Genomic DNA, 15,289 nt, shown 5'->3' with positions numbered 1-15,289 from the left:
TGCCCCGCCCGGCTCAGCTCCCCGCGAGCAACTCGTCCGCGTCCACGATCCGGTACGCGTACCCCTGCTCGGCCAGGAACCGCTGCCGATGCGCGGCGAAGTCCTGGTCGATCGTGTCCCGCGCCACCACCGAGTAGAAGTGGGCCTGGTGCCCGTCAGCCTTCGGCCGCAGCACCCGCCCCAGCCGCTGCGCCTCCTCCTGCCGCGACCCGAAGGTCCCCGACACCTGGATGGCGACCGTCGCCTCCGGCAGGTCGATCGAGAAGTTCGCGACCTTCGACACGACCAGCACGCTGATCTCGCCCTCCCGGAAGGCGCCGAAGAGCTTCTCGCGCTGGGCGTTGGAGGTCTCGCCCTTGATGACAGGGGCGTTCAGGTGCTCGCCCAGTTCGTCGAGCTGGTCGATGTACTGGCCGATGACCAGGATCTGCTGCCCGGCGAACCGCCGTACCAGCGCCTCCGTCACCTTCCGCTTGGTGTCGGTCGTCGCGCAGTAGCGGTACTTCTCCTCCTGCTCGGCGGTCGCGTACGCCAGCCGCTCGGCGTCGGTGAGATTGACCCGGACCTCGACGCAGTCGGCGGGCGCGATATAGCCCTGCGCCTCGATCTCCTTCCAGGGCGCGTCGAACCGCTTGGGTCCGATCAGCGAGAACACGTCCGACTCACGGCCGTCCTCCCGCACCAGCGTCGCCGTCAGCCCGAGCCGCCGCCGCGCCTGCAGATCCGCCGTGAACTTGAAGACCGGCGCGGGCAGCAGATGCACCTCGTCATAGAGGATCAGCCCCCAGTCGCGGGAGTCGAACAGCTCCAGATGCGGGTAGACGCCCTTCCGCCTGGTCGTCAGCACCTGGTACGTCGCGATGGTGACCGGCCGGATCTCCTTCTTCGTACCGCTGTACTCGCCGATCTCGTCCTCGGTCAGCGAGGTCCGCTTCACCAGCTCGTGCTTCCACTGCCGGGCCGAGACCGTGTTCGTGACGAGGATCAGCGTCGTGGACTTCGCCTGGGCCATGGACCCGGCGCCGACCAGCGTCTTCCCGGCACCACAGGGGAGTACGACGACCCCGGACCCGCCGTGCCAGAAGTTCTCCACGGCCTGCTTCTGGTACGGGCGCAGCGCCCACCCGTCCTCGACCAGCTCGATCGCGTGGGCCTCACCGTCGACGTACCCGGCGAGATCCTCGGCCGGCCAGCCCAGCTTCAGCAGCGTCTGCTTGATCTGCCCGCGCTCGGAGGGATGCACGGCCACGGTGTCCGGGTCGATCCGGTTGCCGACGAGCGGAGCGACCCGCTTGGAGCGCAGGATCTCCTCCAGCACCGGACGGTCGGTGGTCGTGAGGACCAGCCCGTGCGCCGGGTGCTTGGACAGGGTCAGCCGCCCGTAGCGGTCCATCGTCTCGGCGACGTCGACCAGCAGCGCGTGCGGCACGGGGTAGCGGCTGTACTGCACCAGCGCGTCCACGACCTGCTCGGCGTCATGCCCGGCCGCCCGCGCGTTCCACAGCCCGAGCGGGGTCACCCGGTAGGTGTGGATGTGCTCCGGCGCCCGCTCCAGCTCGGCGAACGGCGCGATGGCCCGACGGCACTCGTCGGCCAGCTCGTGGTCGACTTCCAGGAGCAGCGTCTTGTCGGACTGGACGATGAGGGGACCGTTCACGCGCGGCTTCCTTCCCTAAGGCCAGAGGTCGGCCAAACGTCCAGTGTGCCTGATCGTTTCCCGGTCGGGGCCGGGGCGGGTGTCCCGTCGTACAGGATGTCTATTCATTCCTGTGAGTGGTGTGGTTTCACCTGTACGGCGGCGGATGCGAAGAATGGCCGACCGTGCAGCTCATCACTCGTGATCCGTCCGCGCCGCCCACCACCCTGGGCTACGCCCTGTTCGCCACGCGCTGGCTTCAGGCACCGCTCTACTTCGGCCTTGTGGCCGCCCAGGGCGTCTATGTCTACAAGTTCTTCAACGAGTTGTGGACCTTAATCCTCCGGTGCGTCACCGGCCAGGCCAACGAGACGTACGTCATGCTCGCCGTGCTCAAGCTGGTCGACGTCGTCATGATCGCCAACCTGCTGATCATGGTGATCGTCGGCGGCTACGAGACCTTCGTCTCGCGCATCGGCCTCCAGGGCCACCGCGACCAGCCGGAATGGCTCTCGCACGTCAACTCCAACGTGCTGAAGGTCAAGCTGGCGACCGCCATCGTCGGCATCTCCTCCGTCCATCTGCTGCAGATGTTCGTGGATGTGCACCACACCGCACGGCACTCGCTGCTGTGGGGGACGGTGATCCACATGGCGTTCATCGTCTCGGCGGCGATCCTGGCGTACATGTCGGGGCCGATGGCCGCGCACGCCGAGCGGGCCGGCCGGCACCGGGACCATGAGCACAGGGCGGTCGAACCGCCCGCGCCCGCGCGGCCCGCCGTGCCGATTCCGAGCCAGGCGGGGGCGCCCGCCGTCGAGACGGGGGCCGAGGAGCGGATCCGGGACGCCGGGTTCCCGGCGCGGAAGCTGCTGGAGGAGTACGACGCCGAGCATCCCCGGGTCTTCGACCGGGAGGCGGTGGCGCGGCTCGGCAAGCTGGACTTCGTCGGGGCCCGCGGGAACGTGGTGTTCGTCGGGCCGCCCGGCACCGGCAAGACGCATCTGGCCGTCGGGCTCGGGGTGCGCGCCTGTGAGGCCGGGCACCGGGTGCTGTTCGACACGGCCGCCGGATGGGCGGCACGGCTGGCCGGGGCGCAGGCCGCGGGACGGCTCGCGGAGGAACTGGCCGAGCTGGATGACTGTCCGGTGCTGATCGTCGACGAGGTCGGGTACGTGCCCTTCGACGCGGACACGTCCCGGCTCTTCTTCCATCTGGTGGCGCACCGCTACGAGCGGGGGTCCCTGATCGTGACCGGTGACCGCCCGCTCGAGCGGTGGGACGAGGTGTTCGGCGGCCCGGCCGTCCCGGCGATGGTGGACCGGCTGGCCCACCACGCCGAGATCGTGCGGCTGGACGGGGATAGCTACCGGATGCGCCGGGCTACTTCAGCTTGGACAGGTCGAGGTTGTTGACCAGTGGCTGAGCGAAGACATGTCCGTCGATGTTGAGGAGGGGCTCGCCGCCTGCCCCGGCGACCGGGAGCGGCAGCGGCAGCGCGGGAGCGGCCGAGGCCTCGGGTGCCAGCGCGGCGACGAGTGCGGCCGCGGAGACCAGCGCGGCGGCGGACACGGCGACGGCGGCGCGGGCGCGGTGGTTGAGCTTGTCACGCATGGGGACGTCGGGGGCCTTTCGCAGAGGGGATCGATCGGGGTGGGCCGGACCCGGGGACACCGGGACCGGCCCGGAGAGCGCGTGGGGAAGGGTCAGATGGCCGGTGTCTCGATGATCAGGCCGGCGACGTCGATGCCGATGGCCGCGGCCTGGGTGGCGAAGGCGCCGATCATCACGGCGGTGGCGGACAGGACGGCGGCGACACGACGGGCAGCACGCATGGGCGTGGACTTCCTTTCACTGCGGATCAGGACATCCGTTGGCTGCCCGGCGCTCCGCTTCGGAATGCGGGATGACCTGCGTGTTCCCTCATGGGTGGGAAGTGTCCGGCGTGGCGTGCATGAACGCGGGCGTACACCCGTCCGAGCGAAGGAAGTGCGGCGCCGTCGTGGCTTGTCGCGCAGTTCCCCGCGCCCCTTCGGGGCGCTTTAGTCGTCGGCGAGTTCCGCTACACCCGTGATCCGGTGCAGTGGATACGTGCGGACCTCGTCCGCGGTGTGGTCGTACGCCGTCACGAAGCCGCCCTCGACCTTGATGGGGGCGATGACGCGCTGGCTGGCGGAGCCCTCGGCGTTCACGTAGCCGATCCACAGGGCCTCGCCGGTGAGGACGGCGGCCTGCATGGTGGCGAGGGTCTCGGCGGAGCCGGTGCGGGGGAGTTCGCCGTTGGTCACGGGGGTCTGCTTGCGCGGGGTCGTGGAGGCCAGGTCGCCCGCCCGGATCGCGCGGATCGCGGCCGTCAGGAGCGTCGGGTCGGGCGCCGGAGGGCCGTCCGGGACGGGCTCGGGGGCCGTGCGCGGCGGGGTGCGGTGGGCGTGGGCACGGGTGATCAGGACGTCGCCCTCGGCGGATTCGGCGGCCGGCGCGAATCCCATCGCGCGCAGGCCCTCCAGCAGGGCGCCCGGGTCGGCCTGGGCGGCCAGCACGGTCGGGGCGAGGCGGCGCAGGTGGAGGGCGGCGGCGCGCTTGTCGGCGAGGATCTCGTTCAGCAGGGCGTCGTCGTCGCAGCGGACGTACGCCGAAGCCGCGCCGATCCGCAGATGGCCGTGCCTCCTGGCGACGTCGTCGATCAGGTACGTCAGCGGCTGCGGAATCGGCGTACGCGAGTGCGCGGCGAGGAAGGCATGCAGGTCGGAGGCGCTGCGGCCGGCGTCCAGCGCACGGCGTACGGAACCGGGCGTGAACCGGTACACCGTCGCCCCGCCCTTCGACTCCACGTCCGCGAGGACGTCGAGCATGTCGGCGAGCGGGCGCTGGAGCGGGCCGGGGGCGACCGCCGTGAGGTCGGCCTGGAGGAGGACGTGGTCCAGCGGCTCCGGGAGGAGCGGGGCGAGGAGCCGGGCGGCGGTGGCGGAGGCGACGGCCTGTTCGGCGGGGGTGAGGGGTTCGCGGGCCGGGACCCTGTGGTGCCGGTGGTGGACGGGGAGCTTGTCGCCGGGGCCGGAGGGCGCGTCGGCGGCCGGCTTCGCGGCCGGCGCCCCGATCAGTGCCCGCCCGTGCGCGGACAGCGCGCCGCGGCCGGTGACGCCGAGCAGTTCCGCCTCCGAGAGCGTCCACCGGGCGAGCCGGGTGCGCAGGTCGTCGTCGCTCTGCGGTGCCCGCAGCGGGCGCTCCCAGCGCAGCCGGGCCAGCACCGACTCGGCGGACGGCGCGGCGCCCTCCGGCAGTTCGGCGAGCAGGGCCAGCACCCGGTGCCGTACCTCCGGCGCGGCGGAGCGGTCCAGACCCGGGCCGAGGGCCGACATCGTGCGCTCCTTGGCGTCCCGGCCGCCGACCAGGCCGGCCGTGCGGGTCGCCGCCAGCCAGGCCTCCGCGAGCCGCACCCAGCGCTGGTCCGCGGGCTGTTCCAGCCACTCGTCGTACGCCGGGGTCGCCGCGTACCGCTCGTCCGCCTCACCGTCCGACGCGATCAGGCCCGCCGCGTACGCCAGCTCCACCCAGAACGCCGCGATCGGCTCCGGTACGTCCAGCGCGACGGCCGTCCGCTTCAGATCCCGGACGCTCAGTCCGCCCGCCCGCAGCACCGTCGGGCCGCCCTCGTCCCAGTCCCTCAGCAGCTCCTCGACGGTCGCCAGCGCCGAGTACGCCTGCCCGGCCGCCGTCGCGTCCACAACCTGTGGACGGTGCGTGGCGGCGGGCTCGACGGCCGGCGGCAGCGGCTCGGTGGCACGGTGGGCGCGGCCGTCCCGCAGACGCAGGGCCACCTCGCGGGGGAGTACGACGGTCCCGGGCTGCGTCGGCAGCAGCAGCCCGCGGTCGAGGAGCCAGCGCAGCCTGGGCGCCGGGTCCGCGGTGACCTGCCCGTACGGCGGGCCCCAGACCAGGCGGCGCAGCACCTCCAGGGACTCCTCGGGGGCGTCGGCGAGCAGGGCCCTCATCCGCTTGCGGTCGTTGAACAGAGCGGTCAGCGCGGCCACCGCCGAGACCGCGTCGTGCGTCGACGCCAGCCCGGCGGCGGTGACGATCTCCTGGATACGGCCCGGCGACATGCCCGACGTCGCCTCCTGCACCGTCGGGCCCAGGCCGGTCGGGGACGGGTGCTGCGGGGACGGGGCGAGCAGCTCGCGGGCCGTGCGGACGAGGCGGAGGCGGTCGTCGGGGCCCCAGACGAGGGCCTGTTCGCGCAGGGTGGCGAGGGCGTGCGGAAGCGCGGCGGCGACGGCCTGGTCCGCCTCGTCGCCGGTCATGAGGCCGAGGAGTTCTTTGTACGGTGCCGGGTCCGCGGCGACGGCGAGCGCCTCCGCCGTCTGCAGGGCGAAGCGGTCCAGGCGCTCCAGGGCACGCACGACGGAGGCGCGGGTGCCGGCGCGGGTCGCGAGCTGCGTGAGGTCCGTGGGGACGGGGGTGATGAGGTCGGGGCGGCTGCGCAGCAGCGCGGCGAGGGCGGCGTCGTCCCGCCCACGGAGTGCCTCCGCGAGGGAACGGGGGGCCGGCTTGTCCTCGGTGCTCATCCGAATCACGGTACCGGGTGACTACGTCGGTTTCGTTGCCGCGGCTTTATAGGCGCCGGCGTGGGGCTGGGCGGGGGTGGGTCGCGCAGCCCGGCGCTTGCGGGGTGCCGCCTGCGCCCACCCGTGCCGCCCCAGGCGGCACGCATGCCCGCAGCTTGGCGGTAACGTCTGTCATCACGGGGTATCCAACGCACCCGCCCCGGAGGGGACTTCGTGGGGATCGAGAGCGACCAGGTCGTCTACGAGTATCTGAGCCGCGTCGGTGACGTGGCGCAGCAGCGGCAGTTGCCGTCGTCCGATCGGATGCGGCTGGTCTCGGAGTTGCGGAACGAGATCGACCGGCGTCGGGCGAAGACGCCGGTGGACAGTCCTGCCGCCGTGCGCCGCATCCTCGCCCGGCTGGGCAGCCCCGATGAGGTCGTGGCCAACGCCGGTGGCGGCGGCGGTGCCCCGCAGGCGCCGGGCGCCTCCGTGCCCGTACAGCCGGACCGGGCGGAGGAGCGGCCCAGGGCCAAGGGGCTGCGGCGCGTGGTGCCCCGGCCTCGGCCCGCCGAACCCGTCGAGGACGTCGCGGAAGCGCCCTCCCCGCCCCACCTCGCCGGTGCCGACGAACTCGGGAACAGTGCGACGCAGCCCGACTGGTGGCGGGTGGACAGCAGTCCGTTCGGGGTCGGGGACGAGGTGCCGGGGTTCGTCGGCGGGGTGGAGATTCCGGATCTGCTGAAGCCTCCGCCGCCGAAGGAGAGGCCGAAAGAGATCGAGAAGGCGGAGAAGGAGGTCGTACGGGACGAGCCGGTCGCTGTGGAGAAGGCCGAGGAGGCCACGTCCGGGCGCCGCCGCCTGCGCCTTCCCCGCCCCGGAAAGTGGAGCAACCCCCTTCTCCTGCTCGGCGCGTCCCTCCTCGTCGCCGGTGCCTTCCTCGGGAACCTGCTCGTGCTGCTCTTCGGCTGGCTCATCGCCTACGCCTCCCGGCGGCTGACGCAGGCGGAGCGGCAGGTGGCGGTCATGTGGCTGCCGGGCGCGGCGCTCACCGCCGGGATCGTCTGGCTGTGGGGACGCAACGAAGGGCGGTGGGGTGATCCCATCGCCGAGGGGCAGATGAACGCCGCCGTCTCCGAGACCTGGCCGTGGGTCGTCCGGGGCGCCGCCATCGCCTCCGCGCTGTTCCTGCTGTGGCGGTCCCAGCGGCAGCGGTAGGGGAGGACCGGGCGTCTTGATCGCCGCCCGCCTGGGCACAATGGCCCATATGACCTCTGCCGCCCTGCCTCCCGTCGCCTCCCTCACCGTCGGCTTCGACCTCGACATGACGCTGATCGACTCCCGGCCCGGCATCCACGCCTGCTTCACGGCGCTCGCCGAGCGGACGGGGACGTACATCGACGCCGACCTGGCGATCAGCCGGCTCGGGCCGCCGCTCGCGGACGAAATGATCAACTGGTTCCCGGCGGAACAGGTGGAGGCCATGAGCGATCTGTACCGCTCGATGTATCCGACGATCGCCATCGCCGCCAGCCCCGCCCTGCCCGGCGCCCGTGAGGCGATCGCCGCCGTGCGTGCGGCCGGCGGGCGGGCGATCGTCGTCACCGCCAAGTACGAGCCCAACGCGAAGCTGCACCTGGAGCACCTCGGCATCGACGCCGACGCGGTGATAGGCGACCTGTGGGCCGAGCAGAAGGCGGAGGCGCTGCGTGAGCACGGCGCGGCGGTGTACGTCGGCGACCACATCGGCGACGTGCGCGGAGCCCGTACCGCTGAAGCGCTCTCCGTGGCCGTCACGACCGGGCCGTGCGACGGCGACGCGCTGCGGGCGGCCGGAGCGGATGTGGTCCTGCCGGACCTCACCCACTTTCCGGCCTGGCTCGCGGACTACCGCCCGGCGCGGGCCTGACGGCGGCCGGCCGCAATCGACTGGAAGACACCGGCTCCCGCCACCAGGAAGCCGACGCCCATGAGCATGCTCAATCCGAACATGTACGTCGGAAATGGCGTCGTACCGAGGAGAAGCGGGGCCACGGTGACGAGTGTGGCCACGGCACCGGCGAAGAAGACGATGGCTCCGGCACGGACCAGGCGGTCGCCGGGCGCGGCGGAATTCGTTTGGGTTTTGTCACGCACCCGACCAGGGTAGTTCCCTGCGCGAAGGAACAACCGGGTGACGTCTTGTCACCGGGTGGAAGACCATTAGCCTTGGTACCGGCGGGTCCCGACGACCCGCCCCAGTGCTATCAAGAGCAGTTCCTTGGCGTTTTCCGAAGCAGTTTTCCGACGAGTACGAGGACGAGGACAGACGTGCCTACCGGCAAGGTCAAGTGGTTCAACAGCGAGAAGGGCTTCGGCTTTCTCTCCCGTGACGACGGCGGCGACGTCTTCGTCCATTCCTCGGTCCTCCCCGCCGGAGTCGAGACGCTCAAGCCGGGTCAGCGAGTTGAGTTCGGGGTCGTCGCCGGGCAGCGCGGTGACCAGGCGCTTTCGGTGACGCTTCTCGACCCGACCCCGTCCGTCGCGGCCGCCACTCGCAAGAAGCCGGACGAGCTCGCCTCCATCGTCCAGGATTTGACGACCCTCCTCGAGAACATCACGCCGATGCTTGAGAGGGGCCGCTATCCCGACAAGGCCGCCGGCGCGAAGATCGCCGGCCTGCTGCGAGCGGTCGCCGACCAGCTCGACGTATAGATCCTGTAGATCTTCCGGATTTCTAGGGGAAATCCAGCGCACCCGGCCGAGGGGCGGCACCAGCCCCTCGGCCGCGGCGCGGGTCAGCAGACCCCTGACCGCCGCGGCACCTTTTCTGCCGTCCTTGCGCCGCTTCGCGGGCTGCGGACGGCGTGCCGGACTCCGTCCGGCGGCTGGTCTGTTCGGCGGGGTCAGGGGAACGAGAGGGCTCCGGGCCCGAGCGCAGGCACCAGCCCCTCGGCCGCCGCGCGGGTCAGCAGACCCCTGACCGCCGCATAGCCGTCCGCGCCGAGGTCGTGGGTGAACTCGTTGACGTACAGGCCGATGTGCTGGTCGGCGACGGACGGGTCCATTTCCTGGGCGTGCTCCATGACGTACGGGCGGGAGGCCTCGGGGTCGTCCCAGGCGGCCTTCACGGAGGTGCGGATGGACTCGGCGAGCAGCCGCAGGGTGTCCGTGCCCAGGGACTTCTTCGCGATGATCGCGCCCAGCGGGATCGGCAGGCCGGTGGTGTTCTCCCAGTGCTCGCCCATGTCCGCGAGCTTGTGCAGGCCGTAGTTCTGGTACGTGAAGCGCGCCTCGTGGATGACGAGTCCCGCGTCGACCTTTCCGTCCCGGACGGCCGGCATGATCTCGTGGAACGGCATCACCACGATCTCGCCGACGCCACCGTCGATCGTGTCCGCGGCCCAGAGGCGGAACAGCAGGTACGCCGTCGACCGCTCGCTCGGCACGGCGACCGTGCGGCCGGTGAGGTCCACGTCCGGCTCGCGCGTGAGCACCAGCGGCCCGCAACCCCGGCCCAGCGCGCCCCCGCACGGCAGCAGCCGGTACTCGTCGAGGACGTACGGCAGGACGGCGTACGACACCTTCAGCACGTCGAACTCGCCGCGCTCGGCCATGCCGTTGGTGATGTCGATGTCCGCGAAGGTCACGTCGAGCGCGGGAGCGCCCGGCACGCGGCCGTGGGCGAGGGCCTCGAAGACGAAGGTGTCGTTCGGGCAGGGGGAGTAGGCGATCTGCAGCGGCTCAGCGGTCATGCCTGTTCCAACTCTCCAGTACGGGCGCGAGCTTCCCGAAGCCCTCGGTGAGGGCGGCGAGAGCGTCGCCGATGCGCCAGGCGGCACGGTCGCGCGGGCCGACGGGATTGGAGACGGCGCGGATCTCCAGCACGGGAACGCCGTGCGCGGCAGCCGCCTCGGCGACGCCGAAGCCCTCCATCGCCTCGGCGAGCGCGGTCGGATGGCGTTCCAGCAGGGCGGCGGCGCGGGCGGCGGTGCCGGTCACGGTGGAGACGGTGAGTACCGCGCCGGTACGGGCTCCGATGGCCGCCGCGAGCTCTCGTACGAGTGATTCCGGCGGACGATGGGTGACGGCGCCGAAGCCCAGCTCCGTGACCGGCAGAAAGCCGTCCGGCGTCTCGGCGCCCAGGTCGGCGGCGGTGATCTCGTCGGCGACGACGAGGGAGCCGACGGGGGCGGACGGCTGGAAACCGCCGCCGATTCCGGCCGAGATCACCAGGTCGTACGAGGCTCTGGCGAGGGCCGTGGCGGTGGTGGCGGCGGCGCGGGCGGGACCGACTCCGACGGCGAGGACGTCACCGGGGAACGGGCCCGTGAACGCCCGTGCCACCGCGTCCCGTTCGGCCGGGACCGCGGTGGCTACGAGGACGCGTACGGCAGGCGTGGTCAGTCGTCCTTCTTCAGCTTGAAGGACCACAGGCCGGTGACCGTGTTGCTGTTCTTCTTGCCGTCGGCCGCCTTGATGGAGACGAGGGTCGAGTTGCCCTGGGCGCCGTACTGGGCGTTGAAGAACACGCTGCCCGGGATCGTGCGGTACGTCTTGTCGCTGTCCTCCGTGAGCGGCTGACCGTTCATCAGGATCGTCCAGCGCTTGTCGGCGACCTCGGGGTCGACACCGAAGCGGACGGTCTCGTCCGGGTCCACGGTGATCGACTTGACGCCGGTGTCCTTCAGGCACTTCGTCAGATCCGCGGAGTTCAGGGCCTCGCCCTCACCGCCGCAGGTGGCCTCCTCGCTGACCGAGGAGGTGCCGACGGTGACCGTGGACATCGGGGTCGGCTTGTCACAGGCCGACAGGACGAGCAGTCCGGCGGATACGGCGCCGGCGGCGGCGACAGCGCGGCGGCGTCGCACAGCGGATTGCATGGTCATGGGCGAAGGCTATCGGGCACGGCAGCGCTCCGCTGGAGGCGGGGTGATGTACTTGCGGGTCGTGAGCTACCTGCGGGTCGGTGGGGGCTGGTCGCGCCCACGCGGCGGAGCCGCATATCGATACGGCCCCGCGCCCCTTCGGGGCGCGGATCGTCACGTCACGCGTGTCCTTGGCGGGCCGCCGTGCCTGGCCGAGGTGAGCAGGCCGCGGACCGTGGTCAGCCAGCCGGTGGCGACGATCGCGGCGGCCACCGAGAGGCCGAAGCCGCCTTCGAGGGGGAGGACGATGCCGACCGCGCCACCGAACACCCAGGCCACCTGGAGCAGCGTCTCGGAGCGGGCGAAGGCGGAGGTGCGGACCGTCTCCGGTACGTCCCGCTGGATCAGCGCGTCCAGGGACAGCTTGGCCAGCGCCTGCGCGAACCCGGCGGAGGCCGCCAGGAACGCCACCATCGCCGCCCCGAAGAAGATCGCCGCGGCGATCGCCGCACAGAGCACGAACGCCACCACCGTCACGATGATGATCTCCGGCGCGCGTGATCTGAGCCACGCCCCGACCGCCGTACCGATCGCGTTGCCCGCGCCCGCCGAGACCGCCACGATGCCCAGCGACACCGCCGCGCTCTCCCCGGTCAGCGGATGCTCACGCAGCAGGAACGCCAGGAAGAAGATCAGGAAGCCGGAGAGACAGCGCAGGGCGGCGTTGGCGCCGAGGGCGTGGGTGACGGCGATCCCGACGGTGCGCAGCCCTGGACGCTTGACGGGCTTGCGGTGCGGGCCGTGCAGGTGCTTCTCGTCGGCGGCGAGCAGGGCCGTGTCCTCGCCCTTCGCCGAGTCGACCTTCGGCGGCAGCGAGAAGGAGAGAATCGTCCCGGCAATGAAGATCACGAAGGCGCCGTAGAGGGGCCAGCGATCCCCGACGGACTGCAGGCCCGCCCCGATCGGCGCGGCCACACCGGTGGCGAGGAGCCCGCCGAGTGTCACCCGCGAGTTGGCTTTCACCAGGGAGAAACGGGGTGGCAGGAGCCGGGGCACGACGGCACTTCTGACCACGCCGTACGCCTTGGACGCGACCAGCACGCCCAGCGCCGCCGGGTACAGCTCGATGGAGCCGGTGCTGACGGCACCGGCCAGGATCAGCGCGAGCAGCGCCCGGGCCAGCATCGCCATCGCCATCGCCGCGCGGCGGCCGTGTGGGATGCGGTCGAGGAGCGGGCCGATCACGGGGGCGAGCAGCGTGAACGGCGCCATGGTGATACCGAGGTACAGCGCGACCCGGCCACGGGCCTCGTCGGTGGGGACGGAAAAGAAGACGGTGGAGGCGAGGGCGACGGTGATCATCATGTCCCCGGCGCCATTCACCCCGTGGAGCTCGATCAGCTTGCCGAGCCCGGACTCACCGGCGCCCTGCGCGTGGGTGGCCTTCCGGATACCCCGGGCAGTCCCCGTCACCGGGAAGTGCAGGGCACGGCCCACCGAACGCAGCGACCCACCCACCCGGCCCGTCCCGTTCCGTCGGCTGCTCCCCTTGATCCCACCGACACGGGTGGCACCGTGGGGCGTCCTTGCACCTGCCATTCCGCCATAGTGCCCCGAGATGGGCACGGGTAGTGCGGTTACGGCACGGAAGCGCCGCACTTTTGCATAGTTTCGGTCTCTGCAGCGCCCCGAAGGGGGCGCGGGGAACTGCGCGACCAGCCGAGACGGCGCAGCACCCGCCAGCCGACAGGACGTGGCACGTCAGAAGGCGCACCAAACGCCCCCGAGCCTCAAGAGCCCACGGAAACCCACGTCGGTGTAGGCCCAGCGCCAGCGAACAGGTAGCGTGCGTAGCGCGTCGTGGCGAACGTTCTCGGCCGCGCGCCTCTCGGTCATCCCGCAGAATGGATGGAGCAGGTGCGCCCGAGCACGATCGGGCGCGGACGTCGACGCGGCCCCAAGGTCCGCTCCGTTCCGCCCGACCGCCTTCAGGCAAAGGCGCACCCGAGAGACTGGCGTAGGAGAGAAGCGATACCAGTGAGCGCAGCGACCACGCGAAGCCGCACCCCCGACCGCCTGTGTGCCGAGGCCGTCGACCTCGCCCGCTCCGCCGCCGAGGAGGCCGCCGCTCCCGGCGTCGTCGGCGAGCACGCGGGGCTGGTGTCGGAAGGCGACCGCGTCGTCACGCACTTCTTCGAGTGCAAGGAACTCGGATACCGCGGCTGGCGCTGGGCCGTCACGGTGGCCCGCGCCTCCCGCGCCAAGTTCGTCACGCTGGACGAGGTGGTGCTGCTCCCCGGCCCGGACGCGCTGCTGGCCCCCGAGTGGGTGCCGTGGAGCGAGCGGCTGCGCCCCGGCGACATGGGCCCCGGCGATCTGCTTCCCACCGACGCGGAGGATCTGCGTCTGGAGCCCGGCTACTCCGGCGAGGACGAGCCGCTGCCCAACTCCGCCGTGTCGCACGAGATGGCCGAGCTGGTCGAGGCGGAGGACGCGGAGGTGACGGCGGGCCCGCCGGCGAACTTCTCCGTGACGCCCTCGCGCGGCTCGATCGCGTCGGTCGCGGAGGAACTCGGCATGCGCCGGGCCCGCGTCCTGTCCCGCTACGGCCTGCATGTCGCCGCCGACCGCTGGGAAGATGCGTACGGCCCCAAGACCGCGATGGCCCAGGCTGCACCGGCGTCCTGCGTGAGCTGCGGCTTCCTCGCGCCGATCGGCGGGACGATGGGACAGGCCTTCGGGGTGTGCGCGAACGAGTTCTCACCCGCGGACGGCCACGTCGTGTCCCTCGCCTACGGCTGCGGCGGCCACTCCGAGGCGGCGGTCATGCCGAAGCCGCCCCGGCCGGCCCCGCCGGTCATCGACGAGACCCGAGTGGACCCCTTCCCACTGCGGCCCTCCCCGGATTCCGGATCGGTGCCGGTCGGGGCGGACGAGGAGTCCGTGGAGTTGGGACACTCGTAGTTCCCCGTCGGACCCGAACCCAGTCGACATGTGTCAACTCGCCTCTCGCCCGGACCTGTCGTCGACGCGGTAGGCCATGCACCGATCCCAGCCGTCACGACCGTGTACGACGTCAAAGACACCGTCATGGGCGTACAGCCTGCAGATCCCCGCCCTGGCCCAGAGAAAGTCCGCGTCGGCGCCACTGGCCACAGCGTCGTGGCCGTCTCCGCAGATGGCTGCAAGGGCCAGCACTGCCGCGCCGGCCCCTGCGAGGATCTTTGTCGGGGTGATCCTCGGTTTGGTTGGTGCGTTCATGGACTTCTCCCCGTTCAAGAGCCGATCCCCCCGTTCCGGGGGGCGGATGTTCCGTAGTCCACGGTGGTCCCGCCCCCTCGTGGCGACCATTCGGCAATCCGCGAATCCTTCGGACCCCGGTTTCGGGTGAAACGGGCGTACCTTCGAAGCAGGCCGGGGGCTGGCGGAGGGGGGCGGGGTCATGAGCCGTCACTCGATCACCGAGCGCCACATGCGGGCGATGCTCGATGTCATCGACGAGGCACGGCACGACAAGGGGGACGAGGTCCCGCCGCGGTCGCTGCTGGAGGGGCTGGGGCGGCTGGTGCCCTGCGACCTGGCGGAGTTCGGCGAGGTGGATCTGCCCACCCGGTGCTTCTTCGGGGACCAGGAGGTGGAGTACGGCGGCCACTACCCCGTGCCGGACAGCGAGCTCTGGTGGCGCTTCAAGCACCAGCATCCCCACTGTGTCGCGGTCGAGCGAAGCCACGGTGATCTGGAGGTTTCCCAGCTGACGGACTGGATGGCCACGCGGGAGTTCCGGAACCTGGCCTTGTACACCGACTACTTGCGCCCCTTCCCCAACATGCTCGTGGTGCCTTTGCCCACCGCCCCCGGCCGCATCCGCATGTACGCCTTCAGCCGCGAGAGCGCGCGCCCCTTCACTGAACGGGACAGGCTCACACTGGAGTTGATGCGCCCGCATCTGTACGACATCTACCGCGAGGCCGCCCGGCGACGGCAGACGCCCGTACGGCTGACGCTCCGCGAACTCGACGTCATGCGTGCCGTGGCGAAAGGGCTGAGCAACGACGCCATCGCCCGGCAGATCGTGGTCGAGCAGAGCACGGTCCGCAAACACCTGGAGAACGTCTACCGCAAGCTCGGTGTCTCCAGCCGTACGGCGGCCGTCGCGAGGGTGTTCCCCGAGACACCGTGACACCTCAGTCCGCTGGGGCGCCGACAGGCGGCCGGGCGAGTCACCTCACCCGCATCGCGCGATACCTTCATCCTCACGCTGA

16 protein-coding genes are annotated in these 15,289 nt (G+C 71.5%); 6 read left to right on the top strand and 10 right to left on the bottom strand.

The genetic code is table 11. The features are described 5' to 3' along the window. Positions 1 to 13 precede the first annotated feature (13 nt). The gene (locus ACTWQO_RS02210) at positions 14 to 1,657 is read right to left on the bottom strand and encodes a DNA repair helicase XPB (protein ID WP_443235475.1); all 1,644 of its coding nucleotides are present in this window, start codon (positions 1,655 to 1,657) and stop codon (positions 14 to 16) included. Positions 1,658 to 1,821: 164 nt separating this feature from the next. Here ACTWQO_RS02210 and istB point away from each other — a divergent pair, with 164 nt between their 5' ends. Continuing rightward, positions 1,822 to 3,051 carry an IS21-like element helper ATPase IstB gene (gene istB, locus ACTWQO_RS02205; protein ID WP_443235474.1) on the top strand — a complete coding sequence of 410 codons (1,230 nt, stop codon included), beginning with the start codon at positions 1,822 to 1,824 and terminating at the stop codon, positions 3,049 to 3,051. Here the strand turns inward: istB and ACTWQO_RS02200 are convergent. The 3 genes from ACTWQO_RS02200 to ACTWQO_RS02190 form a co-directional block, all read right to left on the bottom strand. Further along, entirely contained in the window at positions 3,020 to 3,250 is a 231-nt protein-coding gene (locus ACTWQO_RS02200) for a hypothetical protein (protein WP_443235473.1), read from the bottom strand. The genes istB and ACTWQO_RS02200 overlap by 32 nt on opposite strands. Before the next feature lie 92 nt (positions 3,251 to 3,342). Then, positions 3,343 to 3,471 (bottom strand): hypothetical protein, encoded by a 129-nt coding sequence (locus ACTWQO_RS02195; RefSeq protein WP_282615195.1) that lies wholly within the window; start codon positions 3,469 to 3,471, stop codon positions 3,343 to 3,345. A 207-nt stretch (positions 3,472 to 3,678) separates the two neighbouring features. Continuing rightward, positions 3,679 to 6,201 carry a helicase C-terminal domain-containing protein gene (locus ACTWQO_RS02190; RefSeq protein WP_443235472.1) on the bottom strand — a complete coding sequence of 841 codons (2,523 nt, stop codon included), beginning with the start codon at positions 6,199 to 6,201 and terminating at the stop codon, positions 3,679 to 3,681. 213 nt (positions 6,202 to 6,414) lie between these two features. Here ACTWQO_RS02190 and ACTWQO_RS02185 point away from each other — a divergent pair, with 213 nt between their 5' ends. Both ACTWQO_RS02185 and ACTWQO_RS02180 read left to right on the top strand, forming a co-directional pair. Continuing rightward, positions 6,415 to 7,398, top strand: a complete 984-nt coding sequence (locus ACTWQO_RS02185) for a hypothetical protein (protein ID WP_443235471.1) — start codon at positions 6,415 to 6,417, stop codon at positions 7,396 to 7,398. Between the two features lie 40 nt (positions 7,399 to 7,438). Further along, positions 7,439 to 8,089: an HAD family hydrolase gene (locus ACTWQO_RS02180; RefSeq protein WP_443235742.1), complete on the top strand. Its 651-nt coding sequence runs from the start codon at positions 7,439 to 7,441 to the stop codon at positions 8,087 to 8,089. Here ACTWQO_RS02180 and ACTWQO_RS02175 read toward each other — a convergent pair. Next, positions 8,068 to 8,316: a hypothetical protein gene (locus ACTWQO_RS02175; protein WP_328362435.1), complete on the bottom strand. Its 249-nt coding sequence runs from the start codon at positions 8,314 to 8,316 to the stop codon at positions 8,068 to 8,070. The two genes, ACTWQO_RS02180 and ACTWQO_RS02175, sit on opposite strands and share 22 nt — an antisense overlap. Before the next feature lie 174 nt (positions 8,317 to 8,490). Between ACTWQO_RS02175 and ACTWQO_RS02170 the strand changes: the two genes are divergently transcribed. Continuing rightward, positions 8,491 to 8,874 carry a cold-shock protein gene (locus ACTWQO_RS02170; RefSeq protein ID WP_301981923.1) on the top strand — a complete coding sequence of 128 codons (384 nt, stop codon included), beginning with the start codon at positions 8,491 to 8,493 and terminating at the stop codon, positions 8,872 to 8,874. A 191-nt stretch (positions 8,875 to 9,065) separates the two neighbouring features. Here ACTWQO_RS02170 and ACTWQO_RS02165 read toward each other — a convergent pair whose 3' ends face one another. The 4 genes from ACTWQO_RS02165 to ACTWQO_RS02150 all read right to left on the bottom strand — a co-directional run bounded on the left by ACTWQO_RS02165 (position 9,066) and on the right by ACTWQO_RS02150 (position 12,626). After that, positions 9,066 to 9,914, bottom strand: coding sequence for a 1,4-dihydroxy-6-naphthoate synthase (locus ACTWQO_RS02165; RefSeq protein WP_443235470.1), 849 nt, complete (start codon positions 9,912 to 9,914; stop codon positions 9,066 to 9,068). Continuing rightward, positions 9,904 to 10,593, bottom strand: coding sequence for a futalosine hydrolase (locus ACTWQO_RS02160; protein WP_443235469.1), 690 nt, complete (start codon positions 10,591 to 10,593; stop codon positions 9,904 to 9,906). Before ACTWQO_RS02160 ends, ACTWQO_RS02165 begins: the two co-directional genes overlap by 11 nt. Then, the gene (locus ACTWQO_RS02155) at positions 10,563 to 11,042 is read right to left on the bottom strand and encodes a DUF2771 domain-containing protein (protein WP_443235741.1); all 480 of its coding nucleotides are present in this window, start codon (positions 11,040 to 11,042) and stop codon (positions 10,563 to 10,565) included. Before ACTWQO_RS02155 ends, ACTWQO_RS02160 begins: the two co-directional genes overlap by 31 nt. A 159-nt stretch (positions 11,043 to 11,201) precedes the next feature. After that, the gene (locus ACTWQO_RS02150) at positions 11,202 to 12,626 is read right to left on the bottom strand and encodes an MFS transporter (RefSeq protein ID WP_443235468.1); all 1,425 of its coding nucleotides are present in this window, start codon (positions 12,624 to 12,626) and stop codon (positions 11,202 to 11,204) included. Positions 12,627 to 13,064: 438 nt separating this feature from the next. On the opposite strand from ACTWQO_RS02150, the gene ACTWQO_RS02145 reads away from it, so the two are divergent. Continuing rightward, on the top strand, positions 13,065 to 13,991 hold the full coding sequence (locus ACTWQO_RS02145) for a DUF3027 domain-containing protein (RefSeq protein WP_443235467.1): 927 nt from the start codon (positions 13,065 to 13,067) through the stop codon (positions 13,989 to 13,991). A 33-nt stretch (positions 13,992 to 14,024) separates the two neighbouring features. On the opposite strand, the gene ACTWQO_RS02140 is transcribed toward ACTWQO_RS02145, so the two are convergent. Next, complete coding sequence (locus ACTWQO_RS02140) at positions 14,025 to 14,288, bottom strand: hypothetical protein (protein WP_443235466.1); 264 nt, start codon at positions 14,286 to 14,288, stop codon at positions 14,025 to 14,027. Positions 14,289 to 14,469: 181 nt separating this feature from the next. Between ACTWQO_RS02140 and ACTWQO_RS02135 the strand changes: the two genes are divergently transcribed. Continuing rightward, on the top strand, positions 14,470 to 15,207 hold the full coding sequence (locus ACTWQO_RS02135; RefSeq protein WP_443235465.1) for a LuxR C-terminal-related transcriptional regulator: 738 nt from the start codon (positions 14,470 to 14,472) through the stop codon (positions 15,205 to 15,207). Positions 15,208 to 15,289 lie beyond the last annotated feature (82 nt).

Origin of the sequence: Streptomyces sp. 4N124 (assembly GCF_052245395.1) — a bacterium.
In the GTDB taxonomy this organism is placed as follows: Bacteria; Actinomycetota; Actinomycetes; order Streptomycetales; family Streptomycetaceae; genus Streptomyces.
The sequence above is the reverse complement of the archived record's forward strand: the minus strand, read 5'-3'. Positions and strand labels throughout refer to the sequence as shown.